At 66.5% G+C, this 24,108-nt stretch carries 19 protein-coding genes; 15 read left to right on the top strand and 4 right to left on the bottom strand.

Annotated features, from left to right (window positions below; all coding sequences use genetic code 11):
- Window positions 1-18: 18 nt before the first annotated feature.
- From EO141_RS10095 to EO141_RS10075, 5 genes are all read left to right on the top strand, one after another.
- Window positions 19-2,628, top strand: a complete 2,610-nt coding sequence (locus tag EO141_RS10095; protein ID WP_127169111.1) for a bifunctional aspartate kinase/diaminopimelate decarboxylase — start codon at window positions 19-21, stop codon at window positions 2,626-2,628.
- Complete coding sequence (locus EO141_RS10090; protein ID WP_127169110.1) at window positions 2,612-3,070, top strand: hypothetical protein; 459 nt, start codon at window positions 2,612-2,614, stop codon at window positions 3,068-3,070. Before EO141_RS10095 ends, EO141_RS10090 begins: the two co-directional genes overlap by 17 nt.
- Window positions 3,067-4,422, top strand: coding sequence for a UDP-N-acetyl-alpha-D-muramoyl-L-alanyl-L-glutamate epimerase (murL, locus tag EO141_RS10085; RefSeq protein WP_127169109.1), 1,356 nt, complete (start codon window positions 3,067-3,069; stop codon window positions 4,420-4,422). Before EO141_RS10090 ends, murL begins: the two co-directional genes overlap by 4 nt.
- Window positions 4,403-5,812 carry a UDP-N-acetylmuramoyl-L-alanine--D-glutamate ligase gene (murD, locus tag EO141_RS10080; RefSeq protein ID WP_127169108.1) on the top strand — a complete coding sequence of 470 codons (1,410 nt, stop codon included), beginning with the start codon at window positions 4,403-4,405 and terminating at the stop codon, window positions 5,810-5,812. The genes murL and murD overlap by 20 nt, the downstream gene beginning before the upstream one ends.
- 156 nt (window positions 5,813-5,968) lie before the next feature.
- Window positions 5,969-6,769, top strand: a complete 801-nt coding sequence (locus tag EO141_RS10075) for a dienelactone hydrolase family protein (RefSeq protein WP_164739146.1) — start codon at window positions 5,969-5,971, stop codon at window positions 6,767-6,769.
- Window positions 6,770-7,068: 299 nt separating this feature from the next.
- Here the strand turns inward: EO141_RS10075 and EO141_RS10070 are convergent, their stop codons facing one another.
- Complete coding sequence (locus EO141_RS10070) at window positions 7,069-8,067, bottom strand: polyprenyl synthetase family protein (protein ID WP_115677625.1); 999 nt, start codon at window positions 8,065-8,067, stop codon at window positions 7,069-7,071.
- Between the two features lie 275 nt (window positions 8,068-8,342).
- On the opposite strand from EO141_RS10070, the gene EO141_RS10065 reads away from it, so the two are divergent.
- The gene (locus EO141_RS10065; RefSeq protein ID WP_104648114.1) at window positions 8,343-8,858 is read left to right on the top strand and encodes a single-stranded DNA-binding protein; all 516 of its coding nucleotides are present in this window, start codon (window positions 8,343-8,345) and stop codon (window positions 8,856-8,858) included.
- Window positions 8,859-9,157: 299 nt separating this feature from the next.
- On the opposite strand, the gene EO141_RS10060 is transcribed toward EO141_RS10065, so the two are convergent.
- Entirely contained in the window at window positions 9,158-10,642 is a 1,485-nt protein-coding gene (locus EO141_RS10060) for a sensor domain-containing diguanylate cyclase (protein ID WP_104583105.1), read from the bottom strand.
- A 295-nt stretch (window positions 10,643-10,937) separates the two neighbouring features.
- Here EO141_RS10060 and EO141_RS10055 point away from each other — a divergent pair, with 295 nt between their 5' ends.
- The 8 genes from EO141_RS10055 (at window position 10,938) to EO141_RS10020 (ending at window position 20,726) form a co-directional block, all read left to right on the top strand.
- A complete protein-coding gene (locus tag EO141_RS10055) occupies window positions 10,938-11,945 on the top strand; it encodes an NAD(P)-dependent alcohol dehydrogenase (protein ID WP_104583106.1) in 1,008 nt (335 codons plus the stop codon).
- A gap of 587 nt (window positions 11,946-12,532) precedes the next feature.
- Window positions 12,533-13,192: an aldehyde dehydrogenase iron-sulfur subunit PaoA gene (gene paoA / locus EO141_RS10050; protein WP_256359916.1), complete on the top strand. Its 660-nt coding sequence runs from the start codon at window positions 12,533-12,535 to the stop codon at window positions 13,190-13,192.
- Window positions 13,189-14,139: a xanthine dehydrogenase family protein subunit M gene (locus EO141_RS10045; protein WP_104583108.1), complete on the top strand. Its 951-nt coding sequence runs from the start codon at window positions 13,189-13,191 to the stop codon at window positions 14,137-14,139. Before paoA ends, EO141_RS10045 begins: the two co-directional genes overlap by 4 nt.
- Before the next feature lies 1 nt (window position 14,140).
- Window positions 14,141-16,348, top strand: coding sequence for an aldehyde oxidoreductase molybdenum-binding subunit PaoC (paoC, locus tag EO141_RS10040; RefSeq protein WP_127169107.1), 2,208 nt, complete (start codon window positions 14,141-14,143; stop codon window positions 16,346-16,348).
- On the top strand, window positions 16,345-17,358 hold the full coding sequence (locus EO141_RS10035) for an XdhC family protein (RefSeq protein ID WP_104583110.1): 1,014 nt from the start codon (window positions 16,345-16,347) through the stop codon (window positions 17,356-17,358). Before paoC ends, EO141_RS10035 begins: the two co-directional genes overlap by 4 nt.
- A gap of 561 nt (window positions 17,359-17,919) precedes the next feature.
- Window positions 17,920-18,528 carry a nucleotidyltransferase family protein gene (locus EO141_RS10030; RefSeq protein ID WP_127169106.1) on the top strand — a complete coding sequence of 203 codons (609 nt, stop codon included), beginning with the start codon at window positions 17,920-17,922 and terminating at the stop codon, window positions 18,526-18,528.
- 513 nt (window positions 18,529-19,041) lie between these two features.
- Complete coding sequence (locus EO141_RS10025) at window positions 19,042-19,257, top strand: hypothetical protein (RefSeq protein WP_104583112.1); 216 nt, start codon at window positions 19,042-19,044, stop codon at window positions 19,255-19,257.
- A gap of 218 nt (window positions 19,258-19,475) precedes the next feature.
- Entirely contained in the window at window positions 19,476-20,726 is a 1,251-nt protein-coding gene (locus EO141_RS10020) for a DUF819 family protein (protein ID WP_127169105.1), read from the top strand.
- A gap of 173 nt (window positions 20,727-20,899) precedes the next feature.
- Here the strand turns inward: EO141_RS10020 and EO141_RS10015 are convergent, their stop codons facing one another.
- Together EO141_RS10015 and EO141_RS10010 are read right to left on the bottom strand one after the other, a co-directional pair.
- Window positions 20,900-22,072, bottom strand: coding sequence for an XVIPCD domain-containing protein (locus EO141_RS10015; protein ID WP_127169104.1), 1,173 nt, complete (start codon window positions 22,070-22,072; stop codon window positions 20,900-20,902).
- 36 nt (window positions 22,073-22,108) lie between these two features.
- Window positions 22,109-22,873 (bottom strand): ankyrin repeat domain-containing protein, encoded by a 765-nt coding sequence (locus EO141_RS10010; RefSeq protein WP_164739169.1) that lies wholly within the window; start codon window positions 22,871-22,873, stop codon window positions 22,109-22,111.
- A gap of 242 nt (window positions 22,874-23,115) precedes the next feature.
- Between EO141_RS10010 and EO141_RS10005 the strand changes: the two genes are divergently transcribed.
- Complete coding sequence (locus EO141_RS10005; protein ID WP_164739144.1) at window positions 23,116-23,820, top strand: HAD family hydrolase; 705 nt, start codon at window positions 23,116-23,118, stop codon at window positions 23,818-23,820.
- Window positions 23,821-24,108 lie beyond the last annotated feature (288 nt).

The raw sequence follows: 24,108 nt of genomic DNA, 5'->3' as shown, positions 1-24,108 counted from the left end.
TCCTAAACGCCTATCTCCATGTCAGCTCCCCACTCTACCGATCGTTGGATCGTCCTCAAGTTCGGCGGCACCTCGGTGTCGCGTCGTCATCGCTGGGACACGATTGGAAAACTGGCGGGCAAACGGGCCGAGGAAACCGGTGGCCGTGTGCTGGTGGTGGTGTCTGCATTGTCGGGCGTGACCAACGAACTCACCGCGATCGCCGATGGCGCCGCCGACAGCGCCCAGCGCGTGGCCGCGCTGGAGCAGCGTCACCGCCAGTTCCTGGCCGAGCTGGAGCTGGATGCAGATGCGGTGCTGGGCGAGCGCCTGGCCGCCTTGCATGCCTTGGTCGGCGACGCGCGCGCGGCCGCGCGCGCGCTGGACTGGCAGGCCGAGGTGCTGGGGCAGGGCGAGTTGCTGTCTTCCACCATCGGTGCGGCGTACCTGCATGCCAGTGGCCTGGACATGGGCTGGCTGGATGCGCGCCAGTGGCTGTCGGCGCTGCCGCCGCAGCCCAATCAGAGCGAATGGTCCAAGCGCCTGTCGGTGTCCTGCCAATGGCAGTCCGACGCCGACTGGCGCGCGCGTTTCGATGCGCAGCCCACCCGCCTGTTGATCACCCAGGGCTTCATTTCGCGGCACGCCGATGGCGGCACCGCGATCCTGGGGCGTGGCGGTTCGGATACCTCGGCGGCGTATTTCGGTGCGCTGCTCGGCGCCAGCCGCGTGGAAATCTGGACCGACGTGCCCGGCATGTTCAGCGCCAATCCCAAGGAAGTGCCGGACGCGCGGCTGCTGACCCGCCTGGACTATTACGAAGCGCAGGAAATCGCCACCACCGGCGCCAAGGTGCTGCACCCGCGCTCGATCAAGCCATGCCGCGATTCCGGCGTGCCGATGGCGATCCTGGATACCGAACGGCCCGATCTGCCCGGCACCAGCATCGACGGCAATGCCGAGCCGGTGCCGGGCGTCAAGGCGATCAGCCGGCGCAACGGCATCGTGCTGGTGTCGATGGAAGGCATCGGCATGTGGCAGCAGGTCGGCTTCCTGGCCGATGTGTTTACGCTGTTCAAGAAGCACGGCCTGTCGGTGGACCTGATCGGGTCGGCCGAAACCAACGTCACCGTGTCGCTGGACCCGAGCGAGAACCTGGTCAACACCGACGTGCTGGCCGCGCTGTCGGCTGATCTGTCGCAGATCTGCAAGGTCAAGATCATTGTTCCCTGCGCGGCCATCACCCTGGTCGGGCGTGGCATGCGCTCGCTGCTGCACAAGCTCTCCGATGTGTGGGCCACGTTCGGGCAGGAACGCGTGCACATGATTTCGCAGTCGTCCAACGACCTGAATCTGACCTTCGTCATCGACGAAGCCGATGCCGATGGCCTGCTGCCGATCCTGCATGCGGAATTGATCGACAGCGGCGCGATGCCGGTGAGCGAAGGCGAGGTGTTCGGTCCGCGCTGGCGGCAGATCATCGGTTCGGTGCGCCCGCGGCCCACGCCGTGGTGGCATGCCGAGCGCGCGCATCTGCTGACGCTGTCCAGGGCCGGCACGCCGCGTTACGTCTATCACCTGCCCACCGTGCGCGCGCGCGCGCAGGCGCTGGCGCAGATCGCGGCGGTGGATCAGCGTTATTACGCAATCAAGGCCAATGCGCATCCGGCGATCCTGATGGCGCTGGAACAGGCCGGGTTCGGCCTGGAATGCGTCTCGCACGGCGAGCTGCGCCGCGTGTTCGACACCTTGCCCGAGCTGTCGCCGCGGCGCGTGCTGTTCACGCCGAGCTTCGCGCCCAAGGCCGAATACGAAGCGGGATTCGCGCTGGGCGTGACCGTCACCGTGGACAACGTCGAAGCATTGCGGCGCTGGCCGGAGGTGTTCCGTGGCCGCAACGTGTGGCTGCGCATCGACCTGGGGCATGGCGACGGGCATCACGAGAAGGTCAACACCGGCGGCAAGGCGTCCAAGTTCGGCTTGTCGTCCACGCGCGTGGATGAGTTCGTGGAAGTGGCGCGCACGCTCGAGGTCACCATCACCGGCGTGCATGCACACCTGGGCAGTGGCGTGGAGACCGGCGAACACTGGCGGATGATGTACGACGAACTGGCCGGCTTTGCGCGCCGCATCGGCACGGTGGAGACCATCGACATCGGTGGCGGCCTGCCGATTCCCTACAGCGCCGAGGACGAGCCGTTCGACCTGGAGGTGTGGGCCAAGGGCCTGGCCGAGGTCAAGGCGGTGCATCCGGGCTATCGCCTGGCGATCGAGCCGGGCCGCTACCTGGTGGCCGAAGCCGGCGTGCTGCTGGCGCAGGTAACCCAGGTGATCGAAAAGGATGGCGTGCAGCGCGTGGGCCTGGATGCGGGCATGAACACACTGATCCGCCCCGCCTTGTACGACGCCTGGCACGACATCGAGAACCTCAGCCAGCTCGATGCGCCGGCCGATGGCAGCTTCGATATCGTCGGGCCGATCTGCGAATCCTCCGACGTGTTCGGCAAGCGCCGTCGTCTGCCTGCCGCCACCGCACCGGGCGATGTGATGCTGGTGGCTGATGTCGGTGCCTACGGCTACTCGATGGCCAGCACTTACAACCAGCGCGAATTGCCGCGCGAAGAGGTGATCGATGCGCCCGCAGGCTGAATTCGTTGCGCTCAGTACGCTGGCCGGTGGCGGAGCGATCGTGTTCGCCACCGCGCTCCAGCAACTGAGCCTGGGCATGCCGTGGAGCGACATCTTCAAATGGGCGCTGCCCGCGTTGGTCGCCGCCGGTATCGGCGCATGGCTGGCCGGGCGTTGGCAACGTCGACGCGATGCGCGGGCTCCGGCACGCCGCAGTGGCGGGATGGCGGTGCGCACGGTGTTGTTGAGCGCGCTGAGTTATGTACCTGTGGTGGCGCTGTATCTCGCCATCGCCTTCGCGGTGTCCGGCGATGCGACGGCCGCACGCCCGGATGTGCTGGTGCTGGCGGTGCTGTTCGGTTGCCTGCCGTTGCTGTGGGCCGTGGTGCCGTTTTCCATGATTGAATATGTCCTGTGCCGACGTTATCTGCGTCGCGTACGTGTTCCTGCAGGTAGTCCATGAGCGCTTTCGACAAACACCAGATCTCCACCTTTCGTTTCGTGCGTTGCGCACTCGACGCACAGACCGGCGTGGCGACGCTGGTGTATGCCTTCGACCAAGGGCCGGAACTGGTCGAGACTGTCGCGGTGCCGGGTGCACCCTTTGCGCTGGACGGCGCGCATGCCGCTGCGGTGCAACAGGCGCTGCGCCTGCTGCACCTCATCGCCGGCGTCAGCTATTTCAAGGCGGCGGTGCCGCCGACCATCCAGATCGACGATTACGCCATCGACGCTGACACCGCCGCGCTGGTGGAAAGTGTCTACCTGCACGGCCTGGGCGAGTTCGCCTACCGCAATGGCTTGAACCTGCACGGCAGGATCCGCTTCCCGGTGGCCGCACCGGCAACTGCCGATGCGCCGGCGCTGGGCCTGCGCGAGCATGCCCTGGTCGCGATCGGCGGCGGCAAGGATTCGCTGGTCAGCATCGAAGCCCTGCGGCACGCCGGCATCGACCAGACGGTGAGCTGGATCGGCGGCTCGCAGCTGATCCGGGCCTGCGCAGAGCGCACCGGTCTGCCGGTGCTCAATATCGGCCGCGTGCTGGCGCCGGAATTGTTCGAGCTCAATCGCCAGGGCGCCTGGAACGGGCATATCCCGGTCACTGCGGTGAACTCGGCCATCCTGGTGTTGTCGGCCTTGCTCAATGGCGTGGACCAGGTGGTGTTTTCCAACGAGCGTTCGGCCAGTTACGGCAGCCAGATTCCCGGCACCGGCGAGGTCAACCACCAATGGTCCAAGGGCTGGGCGTTCGAGCAGGCGTTCGGCGATTACGTGCAGCGGCACGTGGCGGCCGACCTGCGCTACTACTCGCTGCTGCGGCCGTTGTCGGAGCTGGCGGTGGCGCGCCAGTTCGCCAAGACCGATCACTACGACGCGCATTTTTCCAGCTGCAACCGCAACTTCCACATCATGGGCGAGCGCCCGGTGCATCGCTGGTGCGGGGTCTGCCCGAAGTGCCATTTCGTGTTCCTGGCATTGGCACCGTTCATGCCCAAGACGCGGCTGGTCAAGATCTTCGGACGCAATCTGCTCGACGATGCAACCCAGGCCGGCGGCTACGATGCGCTGCTGGAATTCCAGGACCACAAGCCGTTCGAATGCGTCGGCGAAGGGCGCGAATCGCGCGCGGCGATGGCGGTGCTGGCCAGCCGTGCCGAATGGAAGGAAGACGCGCTGGTGCTGCGTTTCATCCGCGAGATCCAGCCGCAGCTGGACCAGCAGGCGCTGCAGCTGGAGCCGTTGCTGGCGATCGACGGCGAACACCGGATTCCGTCGGCGCTGTGGGAGCGCGTGCGTGCGAATTTCGCAGCTTGAGGGCAAGGCGGTTGCGTTATGGGGCTGGGGGCGCGAAGGGCGCGCCGCGTATCGCGCACTGCGCGCCGCGTTGCCCACGCAAACGCTGACGGTGTTCTGCAACGCCGACGAAGCGCGCGAGCTCGAGACGCTGGCCGATGCTGCGTTGCATGTGGAAACCGACGCCAGCGCGCAGGCGCTGGGCCGGTTCGATGTGGTGGTGAAATCGCCCGGCATCAGTCCGTATCGCCCCGAGGCGCACACCGCCGCAGCCGAGCACGGCACGCAATTCATCGGCGGCACCGCGTTGTGGTTTGCCGAGCATGCGCAGCCTGACGGCTATGTGCCTGGCGCCATCTGCGTCACCGGCACCAAGGGCAAGAGCACCACCACCGCGCTGCTGGCGCATCTGCTGCGTGCGGCCGGCCATCGCACCGCCCTGGTCGGCAATATCGGCCAACCCTTGCTGGAAGTGCTGGCACCGCAACCGCCGCCGACATATTGGGCGATCGAGTTGTCCAGCTACCAGACCGGCGAGGTGGGGCGCAGCGGCGCGCGTCCGGAATTGGCGCTGGTGCTGAACCTGTTTCCCGAGCATCTGGACTGGCATGGCGACGAGGCGCGCTACGTGCGCGACAAGCTGGCGCTGGTCACCGAAGGCCGCCCGCGCATCGCCTTGCTCAACGCGGCCGACCCGCACCTGACCCAGCTGCAGTTGCCCGACAGCCAGGTGCGCTGGTTCAACCATCCCGATGGCTGGCATCTGCGCGGCGATGTGGTGTATCGCGGCGAGCAGCCGGTGTTCGACACCACCAACGTGTCGCTGCCGGGCGAACACAATCGGCGCAACCTGTGTGCGGTGCTGGCCGCGGTGGAAGCCTTGGGCCTGGACGCTGCGCCACTGGCGCCGGCCGCAGCGAGCTTCCGCCCGTTGCCGAACCGCCTGCAGCTGCTTGGCAGCGTGGACGGCATCAGCTACGTCAACGACTCGATCAGCACCACGCCGCATGCGTCACTCGCGGCGCTAGCCTGCTTTGCGCAGCGTCGTGTGGCCTTGCTGGTGGGTGGGCACGATCGTGGGCTGGACTGGCAGGAGTTTGCCGCGCAGATGGCGCAGAAAGCGCCGCTGGAAATCGTCACCATGGGGGCGAACGGGCCGCGGATCCATGCGTTGCTGGCCCCGCTGGCCGAGAGCGGCCGTTTCGGCCTGCATGCGGCCGCCGACCTGGAACATGCCGTGCGGCTGGCACGCGAGGCCCTCGGCGAGCAGGGCGGTGTGGTGCTGCTGTCGCCGGGGGCGCCCAGCTTCGGCGCGTACAGCGACTACGTCGCGCGCGGCCGCCATTTTGCGCAGTTGACCGGGTTCGACCCGGCGATGATCAGCGCGATTCCGGGCCTGGGCGTGCAGTAGCGCTGCAATGACCGCGCCGGTCGATGGCGGGCATTCGCCTCGAGTTTTCGATCGCGGCTGCAGGCCGCCGACGCAACCGCTCTGCCGTCGCCGGCGATGACCCGGCCTGCACGGCAACAGCGCCTACACTCGCCGGACCTTCCCGGGAGCAGGCACATGCACAAGCAATGGAGATGGCGTGGCGTTGGGGTGTTCGGTGTCCTGGCGTCGCTGGCGTTGCCCGCCGCCGCTGCGATGCAGGCCAAGCCGCTGGAATGGACGATCGGCAAGGACACCTTCAGCGGCGTGCTGGTCTACGACGATGCCGGTGCCGCCAGGCGCCCAGGCCTGGTGATGGTGCCGAACTGGCGCGGGGTCAACGATTCGGCGGTCACCAAGGCCAGGCAACTGGCCGGCGACGACTACGTGGTGCTGGTTGCCGACGTCTACGGCAAGGGCAGGCGTCCGGCCAACGACAGCGAGGCCGGGCAGTTTGCCGGTGCGCTGAAGAAGGACCCGCAGACGCTGCGCGCCCGCGCGCTGAAAGCAGTGGACGTGCTCAAGGCGCAGGCCGGCAAGGCGCCGCTGGATGCATCGCGCATCGGTGCGGTGGGCTTCTGCTTCGGCGGCACCACGGTGCTGGAACTGGTGCGCGCGGGCGCGCAGCTGGCCGGTGTGGTCAGCCTGCACGGCGGTATCGCCACACCCAGCCCGGCGGCCGCCGGTTCGGCCAGGACACCGCTGCTGGTGCTCAACGGCGCCGACGACAAGAGCGTGACCAAGGCGGACATCGCCGCGTTCGAAACCGAGATGACTGCGGCCGGCGCGGACTGGCAGTTCGTCAACTTCAGTGGGGCCGTGCATTGCTTTGCCGAAGCCGATGCCAACAGCCCGCCGGGCTGCCTGTACAACCCGCGTGCGGCGACGCGTGCATACCGCATGCTGGGCGACTTCTTCGATGAGCGGTTTGGTCGATAGCAGGGAGTGGTGATTCGAGATTCGAGATTCGGGATTCGGGATTCGCAACAGCGTGGTCCCGTTCTTCGAATCTTCCTGTGAGCTAGTGCTCTGGGCTTTAGCCGGGAGTGGTGATTCGGGATTCGGGATTCGCAACGGCGTGGTCCCGTTCTTCGAATCTTCCTGTGAGCTAGTGCTCAGGGCTTTGGGCTGAGCGTCGTTGCGCCATCGCATGCCGGGAGTCGTGAAAGCACAAGCAGCCGATTTTGCGAATCCCCAATCCCAAATGCCCACTTCCGTCCGGGGCGTCCAGCCCCGGATCAGTGCGTGCGTTGCACCGCGTAGCGAGCCAGGCCGCGCAATGCGGCGACCGCCGGGCTGGCGGGCAGGGTGTCCAGCGCCTGTTCGGCGGCGGCTGCGTATTCGGCGGCGCGCTGGCGGCTGTAGTCCAGTCCGCCGGTGGCGTGGATGGCGGCCAATACTTCCGGCATCGCGGCTGCATCGCCTTGCTCGACGATCTGGCGCAGCCGCTCCCGTGTGCCCGCATCCGAGTGCGCCATGGCGTGGATCAGCGGCAGGGTCGCCTTGCCTTCGGCCAGGTCGTCGCCCAGGTTCTTGCCCAGGTCGGCTGCGTCGGCAGCGTAGTCGAGTACGTCATCGGCAATCTGGAAGGCAAAGCCCAACTGCATGCCGTAGTCGTACAGGCGCTGCTGCACCTGCGCGTCCGCGCCCGAGGCCAGCGCGCCCAGGCGGGTGCCGGCGGCGAACAGCACCGCAGTCTTGCGCTCGATCACGCGCAGGTAGGCGGCTTCGTCGGTGTCGGGGTTGTGCACGTGCAGCAGCTGCAGCACCTCGCCCTCGGCAATGCGGTTGGTGGTGTCGGCCAGGATCTGCATGACTTCCATGCGATCCAGCTCCACCATCAACTGGAAGCTGCGCGAATACAGGAAGTCGCCGACCAGCACGCTGGGTGCATTGCCCCACAGCGCATTGGCGGTGCTGCGCCCGCGGCGCAGGTCCGACTCGTCCACCACGTCGTCATGCAACAAGGTGGAGGTGTGGATGAACTCGATGATCGCCGCCAGCTGGTGGTGCTCCGGGCCGGAGCCGCCAGCGGCGTGACCGGCCAGCATCACCAGCATCGGACGCAGGCGCTTGCCGCCGGCGGAGATGATGTGATCGGCGATCTGGTTGATCAGCACGACGTCCGAGGCCAGGCGGCGGCGGATCAGCGCGTCGACCGCGGCCATGTCGGGCGCGGCGAGGGACTGGATCTGGGGCAGGCCCAGGACGGTGGGGAGGTCTTCGGCGATGGTCATGCGCAGGCGTTCGTGATGTGCGCCGATTATAGGTGTCTGGGCCAGATCCGTCCCGTCGGCCGTGTCCGGAGGTCCTCACGGCAGCCGCAAACCCTTGCGGCGTCAGCGCCGGGCAGGTTCGGGAGTGCCCGGATTCCGACCTGCCGGCGCGGCATTCCCCGGCCCGGCGCTGCGGGGACCTACAGGCACCGGGGCAGGGCAGGTGCGGTAACATTGGCACCAAGACATTCACCGCCGCGCCCCATCGGCGCCGGCGCACCATCTCGGAAGCATCTATGGCCCGCGGCATCAACAAAGTCATCCTCGTCGGCAACCTCGGCAACGATCCCGACACCAAGTACACCCAGGCCGGCATGGCGATCACGCGCGTGAGTCTGGCCACCACCAGCATGCGCAAGGACCGCGAGGGCAACAACCAGGAGCGCACCGAGTGGCACCGCGTGGTGTTCTTCGGCAAGCTGGGCGAGATCGCCGGCGAGTACCTGCGCAAGGGTTCGCAGGTGTACGTCGAAGGCGAGCTGCGCTACGACAAGTACACCGGCCAGGACGGCGTGGAGAAGTACAGCACCGACATCGTCGCCAACGAGATGCAGATGCTCGGCGGCCGTGGCGAAGGCGGTGGTGGTGGCATGGGCGGCGATCGCCCGCAGCGCAGCCAGGCGCCGCGCCAGCAGCAAGGCGGCGGTGGTCAGGGCGGCGGTCAGGACTATGCCCCGCGTCGTCAGCAGCCGGCCCAGCAGCAGTCGGCACCACCGATGGACGATTTTGCCGACGACGATATCCCGTTCTGATCGGCAGCCAGCCTGTTTGTCATTCCGGAAGGCCCGCCTTGTGCGGGCCTTCTGCGTGCTGGCCATTGGCGGCATCGCTGCACGCCGGCGGTTTCGAAGCTGCTGCACGCGCAGGCTGACCTGGCCGGTACGGCGGCGCCGCTGACCAGTCTCGACCAGGCATGGCTGGCACCCCCTCGCAAGCAATCGCCAGGCGGGTGCAAGCGCCGCGCAGCAGGGGGGCGTGCGCCTGGCACCTGCCGATTCCGAGCGCGAGACGCGCCCACCCGGCGTTGCGCGCAGTGGTGTTGTCCGCTGCGCTAGGCCGATGTGCGATTCCGGCCGTTCTGCTTGGCGCGATACAGCGCCGAATCGGCGTCATGCACGAAGGCATCCGGGCTGAGTGGCACTTCGCCCGGTTCGAACGTCGCTGCGCCGACGCTGACGGTGACGTGCGCGCTGGTCGGGCTGGACATGTGCATCAGGCCGAGCGCGGCGACGGCGCTACGGATTGCATCGGCCAGTCGCAACGCGCCGGCAGCGTCTGTCTGCGGCAGGATCATGCCGAACTCTTCGCCGCCGTAACGCGCGGCAATGTCTTCGCTGCGCCGTGAGCAGCCGGCGATTGCGCCCGCGATCAGGCGCAGGCAGGCGTCGCCATTCACATGGCCGTAGGTGTCGTTGTAGAGCTTGAAATGATCGACATCGATCATCAGCACCGACAATGGCGCCTGTCGATGCACCGCCTGCTGCAAGGCGCGCGAGAGCCGGTGATCGAATGCACGCCGGTTGGCAATGCCGGTGAGTGCATCTATCCAGGCCTCGGAGCTGAGTTTTTCCTCGTTGCGGTGCATGCGGCGCAATTGCAGATCCAGCCAGATGCCCACGCCCAGCAGCAGCACGCATCCCAAGGTGGCGATCATGATCCGCTGGCGCGCGGATTGGCGCCAATTGGCCAATGCGTCATCGACCGAGACGCCGGTCAAGACGGTCAGTGGATACGCCTGCGCCGGCGCGAAACTGGAAATACGCTCCACGCCGTCGATCGGCGAACGATAGGTCGCAGTTCCGTGCCTGCGTGCGCGCATAGTGACGTAGATCGAGGTGCCGGCGATCGAGGTGCCGATCACGCCAGGTTTGTCGGGCCGTCGTACCAGCACGATGCCATCGTCGTTGGTCATGCCGATGGTGCCGTTCGGGCCGACCTCGAAGCTGCTGTAGTAGTTCTGGAAATACTTCAGTTGCAGGGTGACCAGGACAACGCCTGCAAATTCGCCGCCGGGCGTGTTGAGGCGCCGGCTCAACGTGAGCACCCAGCTACCATCGGAGCGGCTCTGGACCGGCGGCCCGACCAGCGACAGGGCGTCGCGATGGTCGCGGTGATATTTGAAATAGGCACGATCGGCGTTGTTGTGTGTCCTGGGCGTGCTGCTCAGTGACGAACTCATCCAGGTGCCATCGGCCGCATAGATGAAGATGCCGTGCAACCGGTCCGAGCGACGCGCCTCATGTACCAGAAAGTCATGCATGACCAGTCGCGCACTGGCCGAGCCCTGGTCATGCTCCACCCGCGACACCAACCCGGACAGCACGGCATCGGCGATGGTCATGGTGTCGCTGGCATGCTGCGCCAGCGAATTGGCGAGATTCAACGATTGTGCTTCGGCGGCATGCAGCGCGCTGGTGCGCTCGTCATGGATGGACCAGTACTCCGAACCAAGCAGCAGCAGGCACGAAATGCTCAGCACAAAGTGCAACGCGATGCGTTGTGCACGTTGCCGCCGTCGCTTGCTGGTCGATGTCACGGAAGGTACCTGTCTGGACAGCAGGAGGTTGCAATTGCCATGCCAGCCTAGCTGTTGGCGCCGCGTGGAATCGCTCGCACCGCGTCGTGCAATGCAGATCTGTGATTGATGCCTCATGCGCTGCGGGAACGCTCACCTGGCATGCAACCGCGCCGCTGTCCAGCCTGCTGTTGTCACCGTGCTCGACGATGCGACGAAACACGGCAGCCGACAGCAGCGCCAAAAGCCAGCTCGACTGCATGCGGCTAACGCCCGGCGTGTTATCTCGAACGCCGATCACAACAGGGAGTGCCGTATGCGCGCCATTCGTTTAGCTCATCCTGCAGGTTTGAACGCATTACATGCCGTTGCGCTGCCAGACCCCGGGCAGCCGGCACGCGGTCAGATCAGAGTGCGGCTGCACGCAAGCTCGCTGAATTTCCACGACCTTGGCGTGGTGTCGGGGCAGGCACCGACCGCTGATGGCCGCATCCCCATGTCCGACGGCGCCGGTGTAGTCGAGGCCGTCGGGCCGGAGGTGGATGAGTTCGCCGTCGGCGACCATGTGGTATCCACCTTCTTTCCCGACTGGCTGGATGGCGAGCCGCTACGTGCCGGTTTTGCCACCACGCCTGGCGATGGCGTGGACGGGTATGCGCGTTCCGCAGTCGTGGCCGCTGCGCACGCGTTCACGCATGCGCCGGCCGGCTACAGCCATGCCGAAGCGGCCACCTTGACCACGGCCGGCGTCACGGCATGGCGCGCCCTGGTGGTCAATGGCGGACTCAAGGCCGGCGATAGCGTGCTGGTGCTCGGCACCGGCGGTGTGTCGATCTTTGCATTGCAGTTTGCCAAGGCGATGGGCGCCACCGTCATTGCGACATCGTCGTCCGACGAAAAGCTGGCCAAGGCGCGCGCGCTGGGTGCAGACCACGTGATCAACTATCGGCAGCACGCCGAGTGGTCGGCGCAGGTGCGGGAGATCACCAACGGACGCGGCGTGGATCACGTGGTCGAGGTCGGTGGGCCGGGCACGTTGGCGCAATCGATCCGTGCTGGACGGGTGGGCGGGCATATCGCCTTGATCGGCGTGTTGACCGGTGCCGCCGGTCCGGTGCCGACCGCGGAAATGATGGTCCGGCAGCAGCGCTTGCAAGGGCTGGTAGTCGGCAGCCGCACGCATCAGCAGCAACTGGTGCGTGCGCTGGACGCCTTGCCGCTGCGGCCGGTGATCGATCGCGCCTTCGCGCTGGACGAGATCGCCGACGCGTTCGCGTTGCAGCAGGCAGGCGGCCACCTGGGCAAGATCGTGCTGGAGTTCTAGGAGCAGTTGCAAACTGCCGCGCTTGCCACCGGGCGGGCGCGGCCGCTGCGCCGAGTCGTCATGTACCACGCCGAGACGCCAGGGGCTGCACGCTGTCCATGCGCGTGACACGCGGTAGCCGCTGCGGGTTGATCATTCGCACCGGATGTTCTCTACCTGGATGCTCTCTACACAGTGCGCCCGGCTGCGCCAGACGCTCATGGTGAAGCGGAAAAATGACGGAGCGCGCGTGTCGCGTAGAGGCTCTGATCGTCGTCGCCCACGCAGCTGGCAGGGATGCGGGCATCCCTGCCAGCATGTCGAGAAAACATCTTGCATCACCGCAAGCGCTGCGACGCGCTGTCCACACATACACGCGCTGCCGGTGCGCCTTGATCGATGTGCAGGCCGGCGCGCACCGCATGCCAACAATGATGAGCGCGTTTCATAGGCACATGCCGTCCATGTCGCCAATGCCTGCCTGCAGCGCCTCTAGAATCAAGGCATACCGCCGATTCACACCCGCACACACGTGCTGCATGCTCACGCGATTGTGACCGGCCGCGCTGCACATTATTTAAGAACTGTATAAGCCAGCATTGTTGGAGATGCCAGCCATGAGAGATATCAAGATGACCCGTCGCGAGGTACTGATCGCTGGCACGGCGTCGGCAGCCAGCGTTGCCGCAACCCAATCGATGGCTGCAACTGCCGCCACTGCGATGTCGCAGCGGCAGGCAGTCGAGCCTGCCAATGCATCGAGCCAGGTTGCGTTCGAAGTCAACGGCAAGCCGGTGACGCTGACCCTGGACAATCGCACCACCTTGCTGGATGCCCTGCGCGAACACCTGCAGCTGACCGGCACCAAGAAAGGCTGCGACCACGGCCAGTGCGGTGCCTGCACCGTGATCGTCGATGGGCAGCGGATGAATTCCTGCCTGTCGCTGGCGGTGATGCACCAGGGCGGCAAGATCACCACCATCGAAGGTCTTGGCACGCCGGACAAGCTGCATCCGATGCAGGCGGCCTTCGTCAAGCACGATGGATACCAGTGCGGCTATTGCACGCCCGGGCAGATCTGTTCGGCAGTGGCGGTGCTGGACGAGGTCAAGCGCGGCATTCCCAGCCACGTCACCGAAGATCTCACCGGCAAGACCCGGCTCACCACGCCGGAATTGCAGGAACGGATGAGTGGCAACATCTGCCGCTGCGGCGCGTATTCCAACATCGTCGATGCGATCAACGAAGTTGCCGGAGAGCGCGCATGAAGGCGTTTAGCTACGAGCGCGCGACCTCACCCGCCGATGCAGCGGCCAAGGCGGCGCGTCAGCCGGGTGCCAAATTCATCGCAGGCGGCACCAACCTGCTCGATCTAATGAAGCTGCAGATCGAAACGCCCTCGCACCTGATCGACGTCAACGGGCTGAGCCTGGACACCATCGAGGAAACGCCGGACGGCGGCCTGCGCATCGGTGCGCTGGTGCGCAATACCGAGCTGGCAGCCGACGCCCGCGTGCGTCGCGATTACGCAGTGCTGTCGCGCGCGTTGCTTGCAGGTGCCTCGGGGCAGTTGCGCAACCGCGCCACCACGGCGGGCAACCTGTTGCAACGCACGCGTTGCCCGTATTTCTACGACACCAATCAGCCGTGCAACAAGCGCCTGCCGGGCAGCGGGTGCGCGGCCATCGGCGGCTTCAACCGGCAGTTGGCGGTGATCGGCGTGAGCGAGGAATGCATCGCCACCCATCCCAGCGATATGGCCATTGCGATGCGCGTCCTCGACGCGGTTGTCGAAACCGTGCGCCCGGATGGACAGACGCGTGCGGTGCCGCTGTCCGAGTTCTATCGTGCGCCCGGCAAGACGCCGCACCTGGAAACCGTCCTGGAACGCGGCGAACTGATCACCGCGGTAAGTCTGCCCAAGCCGCTCGGCGGCACGCATGTCTACCGCAAGGTGCGCGACCGCGCCTCGTATGCATTCGCCCTGGTGTCGGTTGCGGCGGTCGTGCAACGCGATGGCAGCGTGCGTGTCGGCGTCGGCGGTGTCGCCCACAAGCCGTGGCGCAGCGAGGCGGCCGAAGCGCAGTCGCGCCAGGGTGCGCGTGCGATTGCCTCCGTGCTGCTCGATGGCGCACAACCCACTGAACACAATGCCTTCAAGCTGCCGCTGGTTGAGCGCACCTTGACCGCGATCCTGGCCGACACGAGGGCCTGATATGAAATTCGACACTCCCGCCAGTACCAACCCCATCGACCAGCTCAAGGTCGTCGGCAAGCCGGTCGACCGTATCGACGGTCCGCTCAAGACCACCGGGAAGGCGCCGTATGCGTACGAGCATCACGACCTGCCTGGACGTGCCGCCTACGGCCATGTCGTCGGTGCCGGCATCTCCAAGGGCAGCATCCGCAGCATCGATCTGAGCGCTGCGCGCAATGCGCCAGGCGTGCTCGGCATCGTCACCGCGCAGAATGCAGGCAAGCTGCAGAAAGGCAAATACAACACCGCCAAGTTGCTGGGCGGCCCGGAGATCCAGCATTACCACCAGGCCATTGCCGTGGTGGTGGCCGAGACCTTCGAGCAGGCACGCGCCGCAGGCCAGCTGATCAAGGTCGACTACGGCCGCCATGTCGGTGCCTACGATCTGGAGAAGGCACGCGATGGCGCCAAGGTCACCAAGGAGGGCGGGGCGCCGAACAGCGCAGTCGGCGATTTCGATAGCGCCTTCGCGGCAGCCCCGGTACAACTGGATGCCGAATACACCACGCCGGACCATTCGCACGCGATGATGGAGCCGCACGCATCGATCGCCATGTGGGAAGGCGACAAGCTCAGCGTGTGGACCTCCAATCAGATGATCGACTGGAGCACGGGCGATCTGGCCAGGACGCTCGGTATTCCGCGCGAAAACGTGCGTCTGATGTCGCCGTATATCGGTGGCGGCTTCGGCGGCAAGCTCTTCCTGCGTGCCGATGCGGTGCTGGCCTCGCTGGCCGCACGCCAGGTCGGACGCCCGGTGAAGGTGATGTTGCCGCGGCCGCTGATCTTCAACAACACCACGCACCGCCCGGCCACCGTGCAGCGTATCCGTATTGGCGCACAGCGCGACGGCAAGATCACCGCGATTGCGCATGAGAGCTGGTCCGGCGACCTGCCCGAGGGCGGGCCCGAGATTGCGGCCGCGCAGACGCAGTTGCTGTACGCCGGTGCCAACCGCCTGGTTGCCACACGCCTGGCCGTGCTCGATCTGCCCGAAGGCAATGCGATGCGTGCGCCTGGCGAAGCGCCGGGATTGATGGCGCTGGAAGTGGCCATGGACGAAATGGCCGAGAAGCTGGACATGGATCCGGTCAAGTTCCGGATCGTCAACGATACCCAGGTGGATCCGGAAAACCCGCAGCGTCCGTTCTCGCAGCGTCAGTTGGTCAAGTGCCTGGAAGATGGCGCAAAGCGTTTCGACTGGTCCAAGCGCAAGGCCAAGCCGGCCAGCAACCGCGATGGGCGCTGGCTGGTCGGCATGGGCGTGGCCGCGGCGTTCCGCAATGCACCGGTGATGACCTCCGGCGCGCGCATGCGCCTGGAGCAGGGCGGTCGCGTGGTGGTGGAAACCGACATGACCGATATCGGCACCGGCTCCTACACCATCATTGCGCAGACCGCCGCAGAAATGATGGGCGTGCCGCTGGACTGGGTGGATGTGCGGCTGGGCGATTCCAGTTTTCCTGCCTCGGCCGGTTCCGGTGGGCAGTGGGGTGCGAACAGCTCCACCGCCGGTGTGTACGCCGCAGCGGTGAAGCTGCGCGAGGCCGTCGCCAAGCAGCTGGGGCTGGACCCGGCCAAGGCCGAATTTGCCGACAGCCATGTGCGTGCCGGCGGCAGGCGCATCGCGCTGGGCGATGCGGCCGCCAATGGCGCCTTGGTGGTGGAGGACAAGATCGAGTTCGGGGACCTCTCCAAGACGCATCAGCTGTCGACCTTTGGCGCGCACTTCGTCGAAGTCGGCGTGGATATCGCCACTGCCGAGGTGCGCATCCGCCGCATGCTCGCGGTGTGTGCGGCCGGACGCATCCTCAATCCCAAGTCTGCACGTAGCCAGGTCATCGGCGGCATGACGATGGGCGCGGGCGCGGCCCTGATGGAAGAGCTGGCGGTCGACAAGCGGCTGGGCTTTTTCGTCAATCACGACCTGGCCGGTTACGAAGTGCCGGTGCATGCAGACATCCCGCACCAGGAAGTGATCTTTCTCGAAGAGAGCGACCCGATGTCGTCGCCGATGAAGGCCAAGGGTGTCGGCGAGCTGGGCATCTGCGGCGTGGCCGCGGCAATCGCCAATGCGGTCTACAACGCTACCGGTGTGCGCGTCCGTGAGTACCCGGTGACGCTGGACAAGCTGCTTCCGCATCTGCCCGAGCTGTTGCGCGCGTGAGTGCGATGGTGGCCCCGGTCACGCATGCGGCGCCGGCCGAGCCGGCGTGGCCGGCATGGCCAAGCTACGCGTTGCACGATGACCTGCTGCCGACGCTCAGCGCCTGGCATCGGGCGGGCCAGCGCGTGGCCATCGCCACGCTGATCGACGTGCAAGGCTCCTCGCCGCGCCCGTTGGGCAGCGAGATGGCCATCAGTGCCGATGGGCGGGTGGCCGGCTACGTCTCGGGCGGGTGCGTGGAGGCGGCAGTGGCGCACGAAGCCATCGCCGCCTTGCGTGACGGCACCCCGCGCTGGCTGGACTACGGCGAAGGCAGCCAGGTGCTGGATATCCAGCTCAGCTGCGGTGGCCGTATCGGCGTGCTGGTCTGGCCGGTACAGGATCTTGGCGAGCATCTGGCACGCTGGCGCAATGCGCGCCAGCATCGTCGCCCGTTTCATGTCGCGCTGGATCGGACCACCGGCGCGGTCCGTTACCCAGCGAGCACGCAGGATCTGCGTCCCGATGAATTCCTGCGCACCCATCGCCCCCCGCTGCGGCTGGTGCTGGTCGGTGCCGATCCTGCGCTGCTGGTGCTGGTGTCACTCGCCAGCCAGATGGGCATCGAAGTGCGCGTGTTGCGGCCGCATGGTCCCGGCGAACCGCCGCCCGGACTGGCTGCTGACCATTACGATCGCCGTGCCTTGGGCGAGGCCTTGCAGGATCTGCATCTGGATGCGGACACCGCGCTTTACAGCCTTGCGCACGACGGCGACAGCGATCTGCAGGTCGCCTGTCGTGGGCTTGCCTCCGGGGTCGCCTGCATCGGCATCCTGGGCAGTCGCCAGAAGCGTGAGGCACGCCTGCAGGCACTGCGTGCGCTCGGGTATGACGATGCGGCCCTGGCCAGATTGCGGCTGCCGGCGGGCTGGCGCATGGGGCACTCCTCACCGCACACGATTGCATTGGGCATCATTGCCGAAGCCACCCAGGCGGTGGCCGATGGGCAGGCCGCCGCGCTGGCCGGCTGAGGCTGTTGCGGTCAGGCGAGCGGGCAGCAGGGCGCAATCGCGCATCTGCATTGACTTCGATCTGCGGTGGGCTATCGCGTTGGTCTGTTGCTCGTAGCCGAGGTTTCTGCTGCGGTGCGGCGTCGTGGAAAGCGGATGGTTGATAGGCCCTTTGGGTATGTCTCTACTGCATGCCTTTCGCGGCCGCGATTGACTGCCTCATCCCGCGCTAACAGTAACGCACTGCGATGTTTATCGTAGCGCTGCCGTGGCAACGCAATACCCGCCATGCCATTGGTCAGGTGCAGGCGGCGCCATCCAGCGCGAGCCGGAGACTGCGCTGCATTTAGTCACTCGGCGCGCACAGTTGAATCTCTACGCTGGCGCATCTCCAAAACCACGCCACGTCGCCATGACCGAACTACATGATCACGATGACGACGTCGCTTGCGACGCAGCTCGATTGCCGTCGCCCGTCATTGCCGGCCCTTTATCCGCGACTTTGCGCGATGCCGGTTTTGACTGGTCTCCAATGCCGCCGGCATCGTGCCATCGCTCGCCTCGTGCGATGGCAGTTGACGCATGAGCAGCGATCACGTCGCGCTGCTGCTCGCCGCAGGTGCAGGACGCCGGCTGGGGCGTTCCAAACAATTGTTGCTGCGCGACGGTGAACCGTTGTTGCGGCGTTTTGCACGCATCGCGTTGCAGACGGGGCCACGCCGCTGCGTGGTGGTGCTGGGCGCAGATGCGGACGCGCTGAGCGATGTCCTGCAGGGACTGGAGGTGGAGGTGTTGCGCCACGCCGACTGGGCCGCCGGCATGGGCTCCAGCCTGGCGGCGCTGCGCCAGCATGTGCAGGACGATACCTCGCTGCGGCGCAGCCTGATCCTGGGGTGCGATCAGCCTGCGCTGGATGCGCCGCATCTGCGCGCCTTGCTCGAAGAGGCCGACCGTGCCGCCTCCGGGTGCTCCACCAGCGGGTATGCCGGTGTGCGCGGCATTCCCGCAGTGGTCACGCACGCGGCCTGGGCCGACGTGCCGCTGCAGGGCGACAGCGGCCTGCGTGGCTTGTTCGCCGGCCTGGACGTGCAGACCTTGGGCTGCGTCAGCGCCCCGGCGCTTGCGCTGGACGTGGACACGCCCGCCGATCTGCTCGCAGCGCAACAGCGTGGCTGGGTGGATGCGGATTGAGACACCGTGACGGGTGCAGCTGCGCGCTATCCGGCAGCCTGGCGGCAGAGCTGCATCAGGACCACAGCACGATCGCTTCCCTGATCACCAGGACATAGCCCACCACCATCGCGGTCTTGACCGGAAACTCGAACTTCCTGAGCAGATGCATGCGACTCCTCCCCCGAGGCATTTCTACGAGCGACCAATTCCCTCGCGCCGTCTGCGCCCGTTGACGGCCACTTGCGACGTCGGTTCGCCGCTCGAGCGCGAATCTAACGCCCGCCCTGATCGGTGTCACGTAGGAATTTTCCTACCTTCATGCCAGTGTCCGCCCGACGGTATTGGCATAAGCGAAGAAGCATTCTTGCTATGCCGGACGCGGGGCCCCTGGCCACTCTCCCGCGGCCCCTTGAGTAAGGGCGCGCCGGCATCCCCGGCAGGACCATGGCACCCCCAGCGCCGGTGCGCTGCGCCTCCCCGCGCTGCCCACCTCAATCGTTCGATCGCTGCATCTACCGGCCGGAGGCCCTGATGGACGAGTCCCGCTATGTTGTCCGTATTCATCCCGAACAGGGCGGTTGGTGGGTCACCCGGCCGCAATGGTCGCCGCTGCGTTATCTGCGCGAGCAGGGCGCACTGGAAAATGCCGAATTGATGGCCAAGCTGCACTGCCTGACCACCGGTCAGCCCAGCGGCGTGGTGTTGCATACCGCCGAAGGCGATCGCGTGGTGCGTCGCTACGGCTGACCGGGCCGGCACCCTGCAAGCAGGGGAAAGGCGGCGCTGACCGTCCGCCCGGGCAGGCGGGGGCGATCGCGCGCACCCGGCAACCTGCGGTTGCGTAAATCCGGCCACTTTGTAGGCACCCCGTGGTTGCGAGGATGGCCAGTCGACTGGATGCACGCGATCGGCCATTCTTGCTGGGATCCGCACGTTGGCGGCTCCCAGTCGAGAGTGTCGCCCCAGTGAACGTTGCCGGTTCTGCCTTGATCCAAAACGATATCGTCGTCTTCGGCCTGATCGCCGTCACCTTGGGCGCGGTGTTCTGGACCTCCTCGCGCGAGCAGGGGCCGTGGCGCCGCTTCTACGCCGTCGTCCCGGCGCTGCTGCTGTGTTACCTGCTGCCAGGCATCTACAACACCGTTGGCCTGATCGACGGTGCCAATACCCGCCTGTACAACCCGATCGCGCGCGACGTGCTGCTGCCGGCCGCGCTGGTCCTGCTCACCTTGAGCGTCGACCTGCGCGCCATCCTGGGGCTGGGGCCCAAGCTGGTCGCCATGTACCTGGGCGCATCGCTGAGCATCATGCTCGGGGCGGTGGTGGCGTTCTGGGTGATGGGCTGGCTGCATCCGGCCACGGTGGCCGGCGATACCTGGGCCGGCATGGCCGCGCTGGCGGGCAGCTGGATCGGCGGCGGGGCCAACATGCTGGCGATGCGCGAGGTCTTCAACGTGGACGCCACCACGTTCGGGCAGTTTGCGGTGGTGGATGTGGGCGTCGGTTATGTGTGGATGGCGGCGCTGATCTTCCTGGCCGGGCGCGCACGCAGCATCGATGCGCGCAGCGGAGCCGATACCCGCGCGCTGGATGCCCTGCAGGCGCGCATGGCGCAGTTCCAGGCCGAACACGCGCGCATTCCCAGCCTGGCCGATCTGATGGTGATCGTGGCGGTGGCGTTCGGCGGGGTCGGGCTGGCGCATGCGCTGGCCACGCCGCTGGCCGCCTGGTGCAAGGCCAACCTGCGCTGGTCCAGCCAGTTCAGCCTGGACACGCCGTTCGTCTGGGTGGTGGTGCTGGCGACCAGCATCGGCCTGCTGCTGAGCTTCACCCGCGCACGTACGCTGGAGGGCGCTGGCGCGTCCAGGATCGGCTCGCTGCTGCTGTACTTCCTGATCGCCTGTATCGGCATGCAGATGGATCTGCTGGCGTTGCTGGACCGGCCATGGCTGTTCCTGCTCGGGCTGATCTGGATCGCGGTGCATATCGGGTTGCTATGGGGCCTGGGCCGCCTGTTGCGGGTGCCGTTCTTTTATTTCGCGATCGGCTCGCAATCCAATATCGGTGGACCGGCCTCGGCGCCGGTGGTGGCCGCCGCGTTCCACCCGGCCCTGGCGCCGGTCGGCGTGCTGCTGGGCACGATGGGCTACGCCACCGGCACGTATCTGGCCTATCTGGTCGGCATCACCCTGCGGGCGATGGCAGGCGCGGGCTGACCGGGCCTGCCGCTGCCTGGCGCGCCGTCGGACCGTGTTGCCGGGCGCGCGCGGGCGTTGCCACGCCTCTGCCGCAGTGCCGGATGCACCCGCTGCCTCCATGCGACAACCGTTCGCCAAGGGGGGGCGGCCACATCGAGTCGGGCACCGGCAGCGCCGGTGCCCGACCACGATTACTGCTGAAGACCGCGGCGCTGCGCTTCCTGCTGCGTGCTCTGCTGCGACTGCTGCTGGTTGTGCTGCTGCAGCTGATCGACATTGCCGTGCGCCGGCTCGTTGGCTGCCGAGGCGGTCTGCACATGGCTGCGCAGATGCGCCGGGTCGTCCATCCGGCCCTGCACCGCAATCAGGCTGTCGCCATCGCGGTTGGGCACCAGGTGGTCGATCCGCTGCAGACCGTCGCTGCTGGCACGCGCGGCCACGCTAGCGGCGGTATTGAGAAACGCGGTGTCGTCGCGCAGGCCCAGGCGCTCGCGCTGGCCGTCCAGCCGCACCACCGCATCGTTGAACAACTGGCTGCCGGTACCTTGCGCCTGACTTGGCGATTGCATGTCCTGCGCCTTCATCACCGAGTCCATGCCGTGCAGGTCCAGGCGGTGCTTCAGCATCATGCCTGGCACCAGGCGTTGCCCGAACGACAACGGGTCCGGTTCCGGCAGCTCGATCTGATGGCCGGCCGCATTGGGCATCGCCCATTTCAGCGGGATGCTGTCTTCCTGCAGGTGGGTGAGGATCTCGTTGCGGACGTGGTAGCCGCGGATCAACTCGCTGCTGGCGTAGTCCTTGGCCGCCGAGGCATCCAGGCCCTGACGTTCCAGCGTGCGGTCGTTGACGCCGGCGGCGTTGTAGGTCACGGCGGGGATGTCGTTGACCATCGCCGATGCCGCCGCCAGACCGCCACCGAGCGAGTGTCCGGAGATCACCACCTGGTCGCCGAACGCCTGCCTGGCCTGGCTGCCGAGCTGGATCGCGGACGCGTACTGCGCGTCGTCGAAGCCCAGGCCCTGGCCGAGGTTGTGCTTCCAGTCCTTGCCTTCGTCGGTGCCGCAGAAGCCGAGCACCACCTGGCCCTGGTCGTTGCGGTAGAACGCGGCATCGAAACCGCTCTTGGCGTCGTGCAGCAGGCCGGGGTCGATACCGGCACGCTGCAGCGTGCCGTCGTCCATGCGCGTCCAGCCGTTGGGCAGGGGCGCGAAGGTTTCAGCGCTGCCTTCGCGTCGCTGCGAGGCAGTGGCGTAGAGGTCTTGCAGCACCGCCGGAAACTGGCGGTCTTCCGGCTGCGGTTGCTGTCCACGCATCGACTCTGCGAATGGCGTGGACGAGTGGGTGGAATCTGACGGGCTCATGCGCGGCTCCTTGCGTTCGTCGTGCGAAAAGCCCGCTTAGCGGCTGCTTTCCACGGGAATGTTGTGGGCGCTCAACCATGCGCGCACGTCCGCCCTGACCTGCTGACCGGCGGCATTGAGCAGGCGATCGGGGGTGGTGAAGAAATACGCCTGAAAGGTTTTCTGTTGTGCGTTGCGCAGCGTCGGATCCACGCCGGCCTTGAGCAATTGCAGCACTGCCGGACTCGCCGCGCCGCTTTGGGCGGCCAGGTGCAGCACGCTGTTGCCGGTGTTGTCGACGCGCTGCAGATCGGCGCCGGCATCGATCAACAGCGCGATCTGCGCATCGCGCTTGCTCTGCACGGCGCGGAACAACGGTGTCCAGCCTGCGCGTGCGCTGACCACGTCGATCGGCGCCTTGTGCTGCAGCAGGATCTTCAGGTACTCCGCGTCCTGCGCCATGGCGGCCATGTGCACGACCGTTTCCTGGTCCATGCCCGGCAACGACGGGTCTGCGCCTGCATCGAGCAATGCGGCCAGGGCGCGGGGTTGTTCATTCCAGATCGCCCACTCGAGCAGGGTGACGTTCTGATCGCCGTGTGCGGCGAGGTCGACTGTCGGTGCGAGTGCGCCGATTCGGGCGACGTCACCGTGCGCAATGGCGTTGGCGATATCGCTCAGGCCGGGGTCGCGGAAGGCGACGGTGTGGTCGTGCAGCGTAGCTGACATGGTGGTTTGCTCCTTGGCACCGGGCGAGGCGGTGCATGAGACCGCGAAGAACGAGGTCGCAAGAACGAGCAGGGTGGGGAATCGCGGTTGCATCGAAATCTCCTTCTCCTGATCGCATTCCTGGTGGCACTGCGGTGTGTCCTTCCGCAGCCGGGCCGATCCTACCAGCTGCCCAAACGACGCGCGGTAAGATTTCGTGACATGCGTCGGCGCCTGGGTGTCGGCCGTTGAGGCCGCTCGCCGTGGTGGTGTCTGCATGGTGCCGATGCACCCACGATGGGCTTTGCACGCGGATGCAATCTACAACAGCCAACGGTCACAACGCGGCCGGCATAATGGTGCTTTGCGAACAGATGGGTGCAATGGTCTACGAATTACTGATCAGCGACTGCGATGGCGTGCTTGTCGACAGCGAGATACTGGCCGACCGGGTGATGCGCGAGGCGCTGGCGGCCTTCGTGCCGGCCGAGGCGTTGGAGCATTTGCTCGGGACAACGTTCGGGCAGACCACGCGTGAGGTATTGCTGCGCGTACAGGAACACTTCGCCGTGCAACTGCCGGAGACCTTGCTGGCCCAGATCCAGGCGCGTAGCGAAGCCTTGATCAAGGCCGAGGTGCAGCCGATCGCCGGCGTGCGCGACGCATTGGAACGGATACCGTTGCCGCTGGCGGTGGCCTCCAACAGCCGCCGCCACAATGTGATCGCCTCGGTCGAACGGGTGGGGCTCACCGCACGTGCGGCGGGGAATGTCTTCGCTGCCGATATGGTGGAGCGTCCCAAGCCGGCGCCGGATGTCTATCTACTGGCTGCACGCACCCTGGGCGTTGCGCCGGAGCGCTGCCTGGTGATCGAAGACAGCCCCACCGGTGCGACTGCCGCGTTGGCGGCCGGCATGCAGGTGCTGGGTTTCACCGGGGCCAGCCATATCCCGCAGGGGCATGCCGACACCTTGCGTCGGCTTGGCGTGCTGGCGGTGTTCGACGATATGCGCGATTTACCGGCGTTGTTCGAGCGGCTTGCGCAAAAACGCGCTGGCTGAGCGCTGCTGACAAGAGATGTTGAATGCGGTGTCGATGGCGGCGAAGTGGCAGCCAGCTCGTTCTTCAACCGCAGTCGGCCAGATCGTGCAATCGACTTGCGATAACAGAGCTGTTGAGCCGTAGCGTGGTTTGAGTTCAGTCAAACGCTCAGGTCAAAGTCCAGGTCAACAGATCGGTGGGTCGAGGGCGCGGTGCCCTCACCGCTCGCGGGACACGCCGCAAGTACGTCCATGGAGGCGCGGTGGCGGCATCCATGCCGCCACACGGTCCCGCAACCGGCGAGGACA

This window comes from Xanthomonas sp. BRIP62415, assembly GCF_003993515.1.
Classification (GTDB): domain Bacteria; phylum Pseudomonadota; class Gammaproteobacteria; order Xanthomonadales; family Xanthomonadaceae; genus Xanthomonas; species Xanthomonas euroxanthea.
The sequence above is the reverse complement of the archived record's forward strand: the minus strand, read 5'-3'. Positions and strand labels throughout refer to the sequence as shown.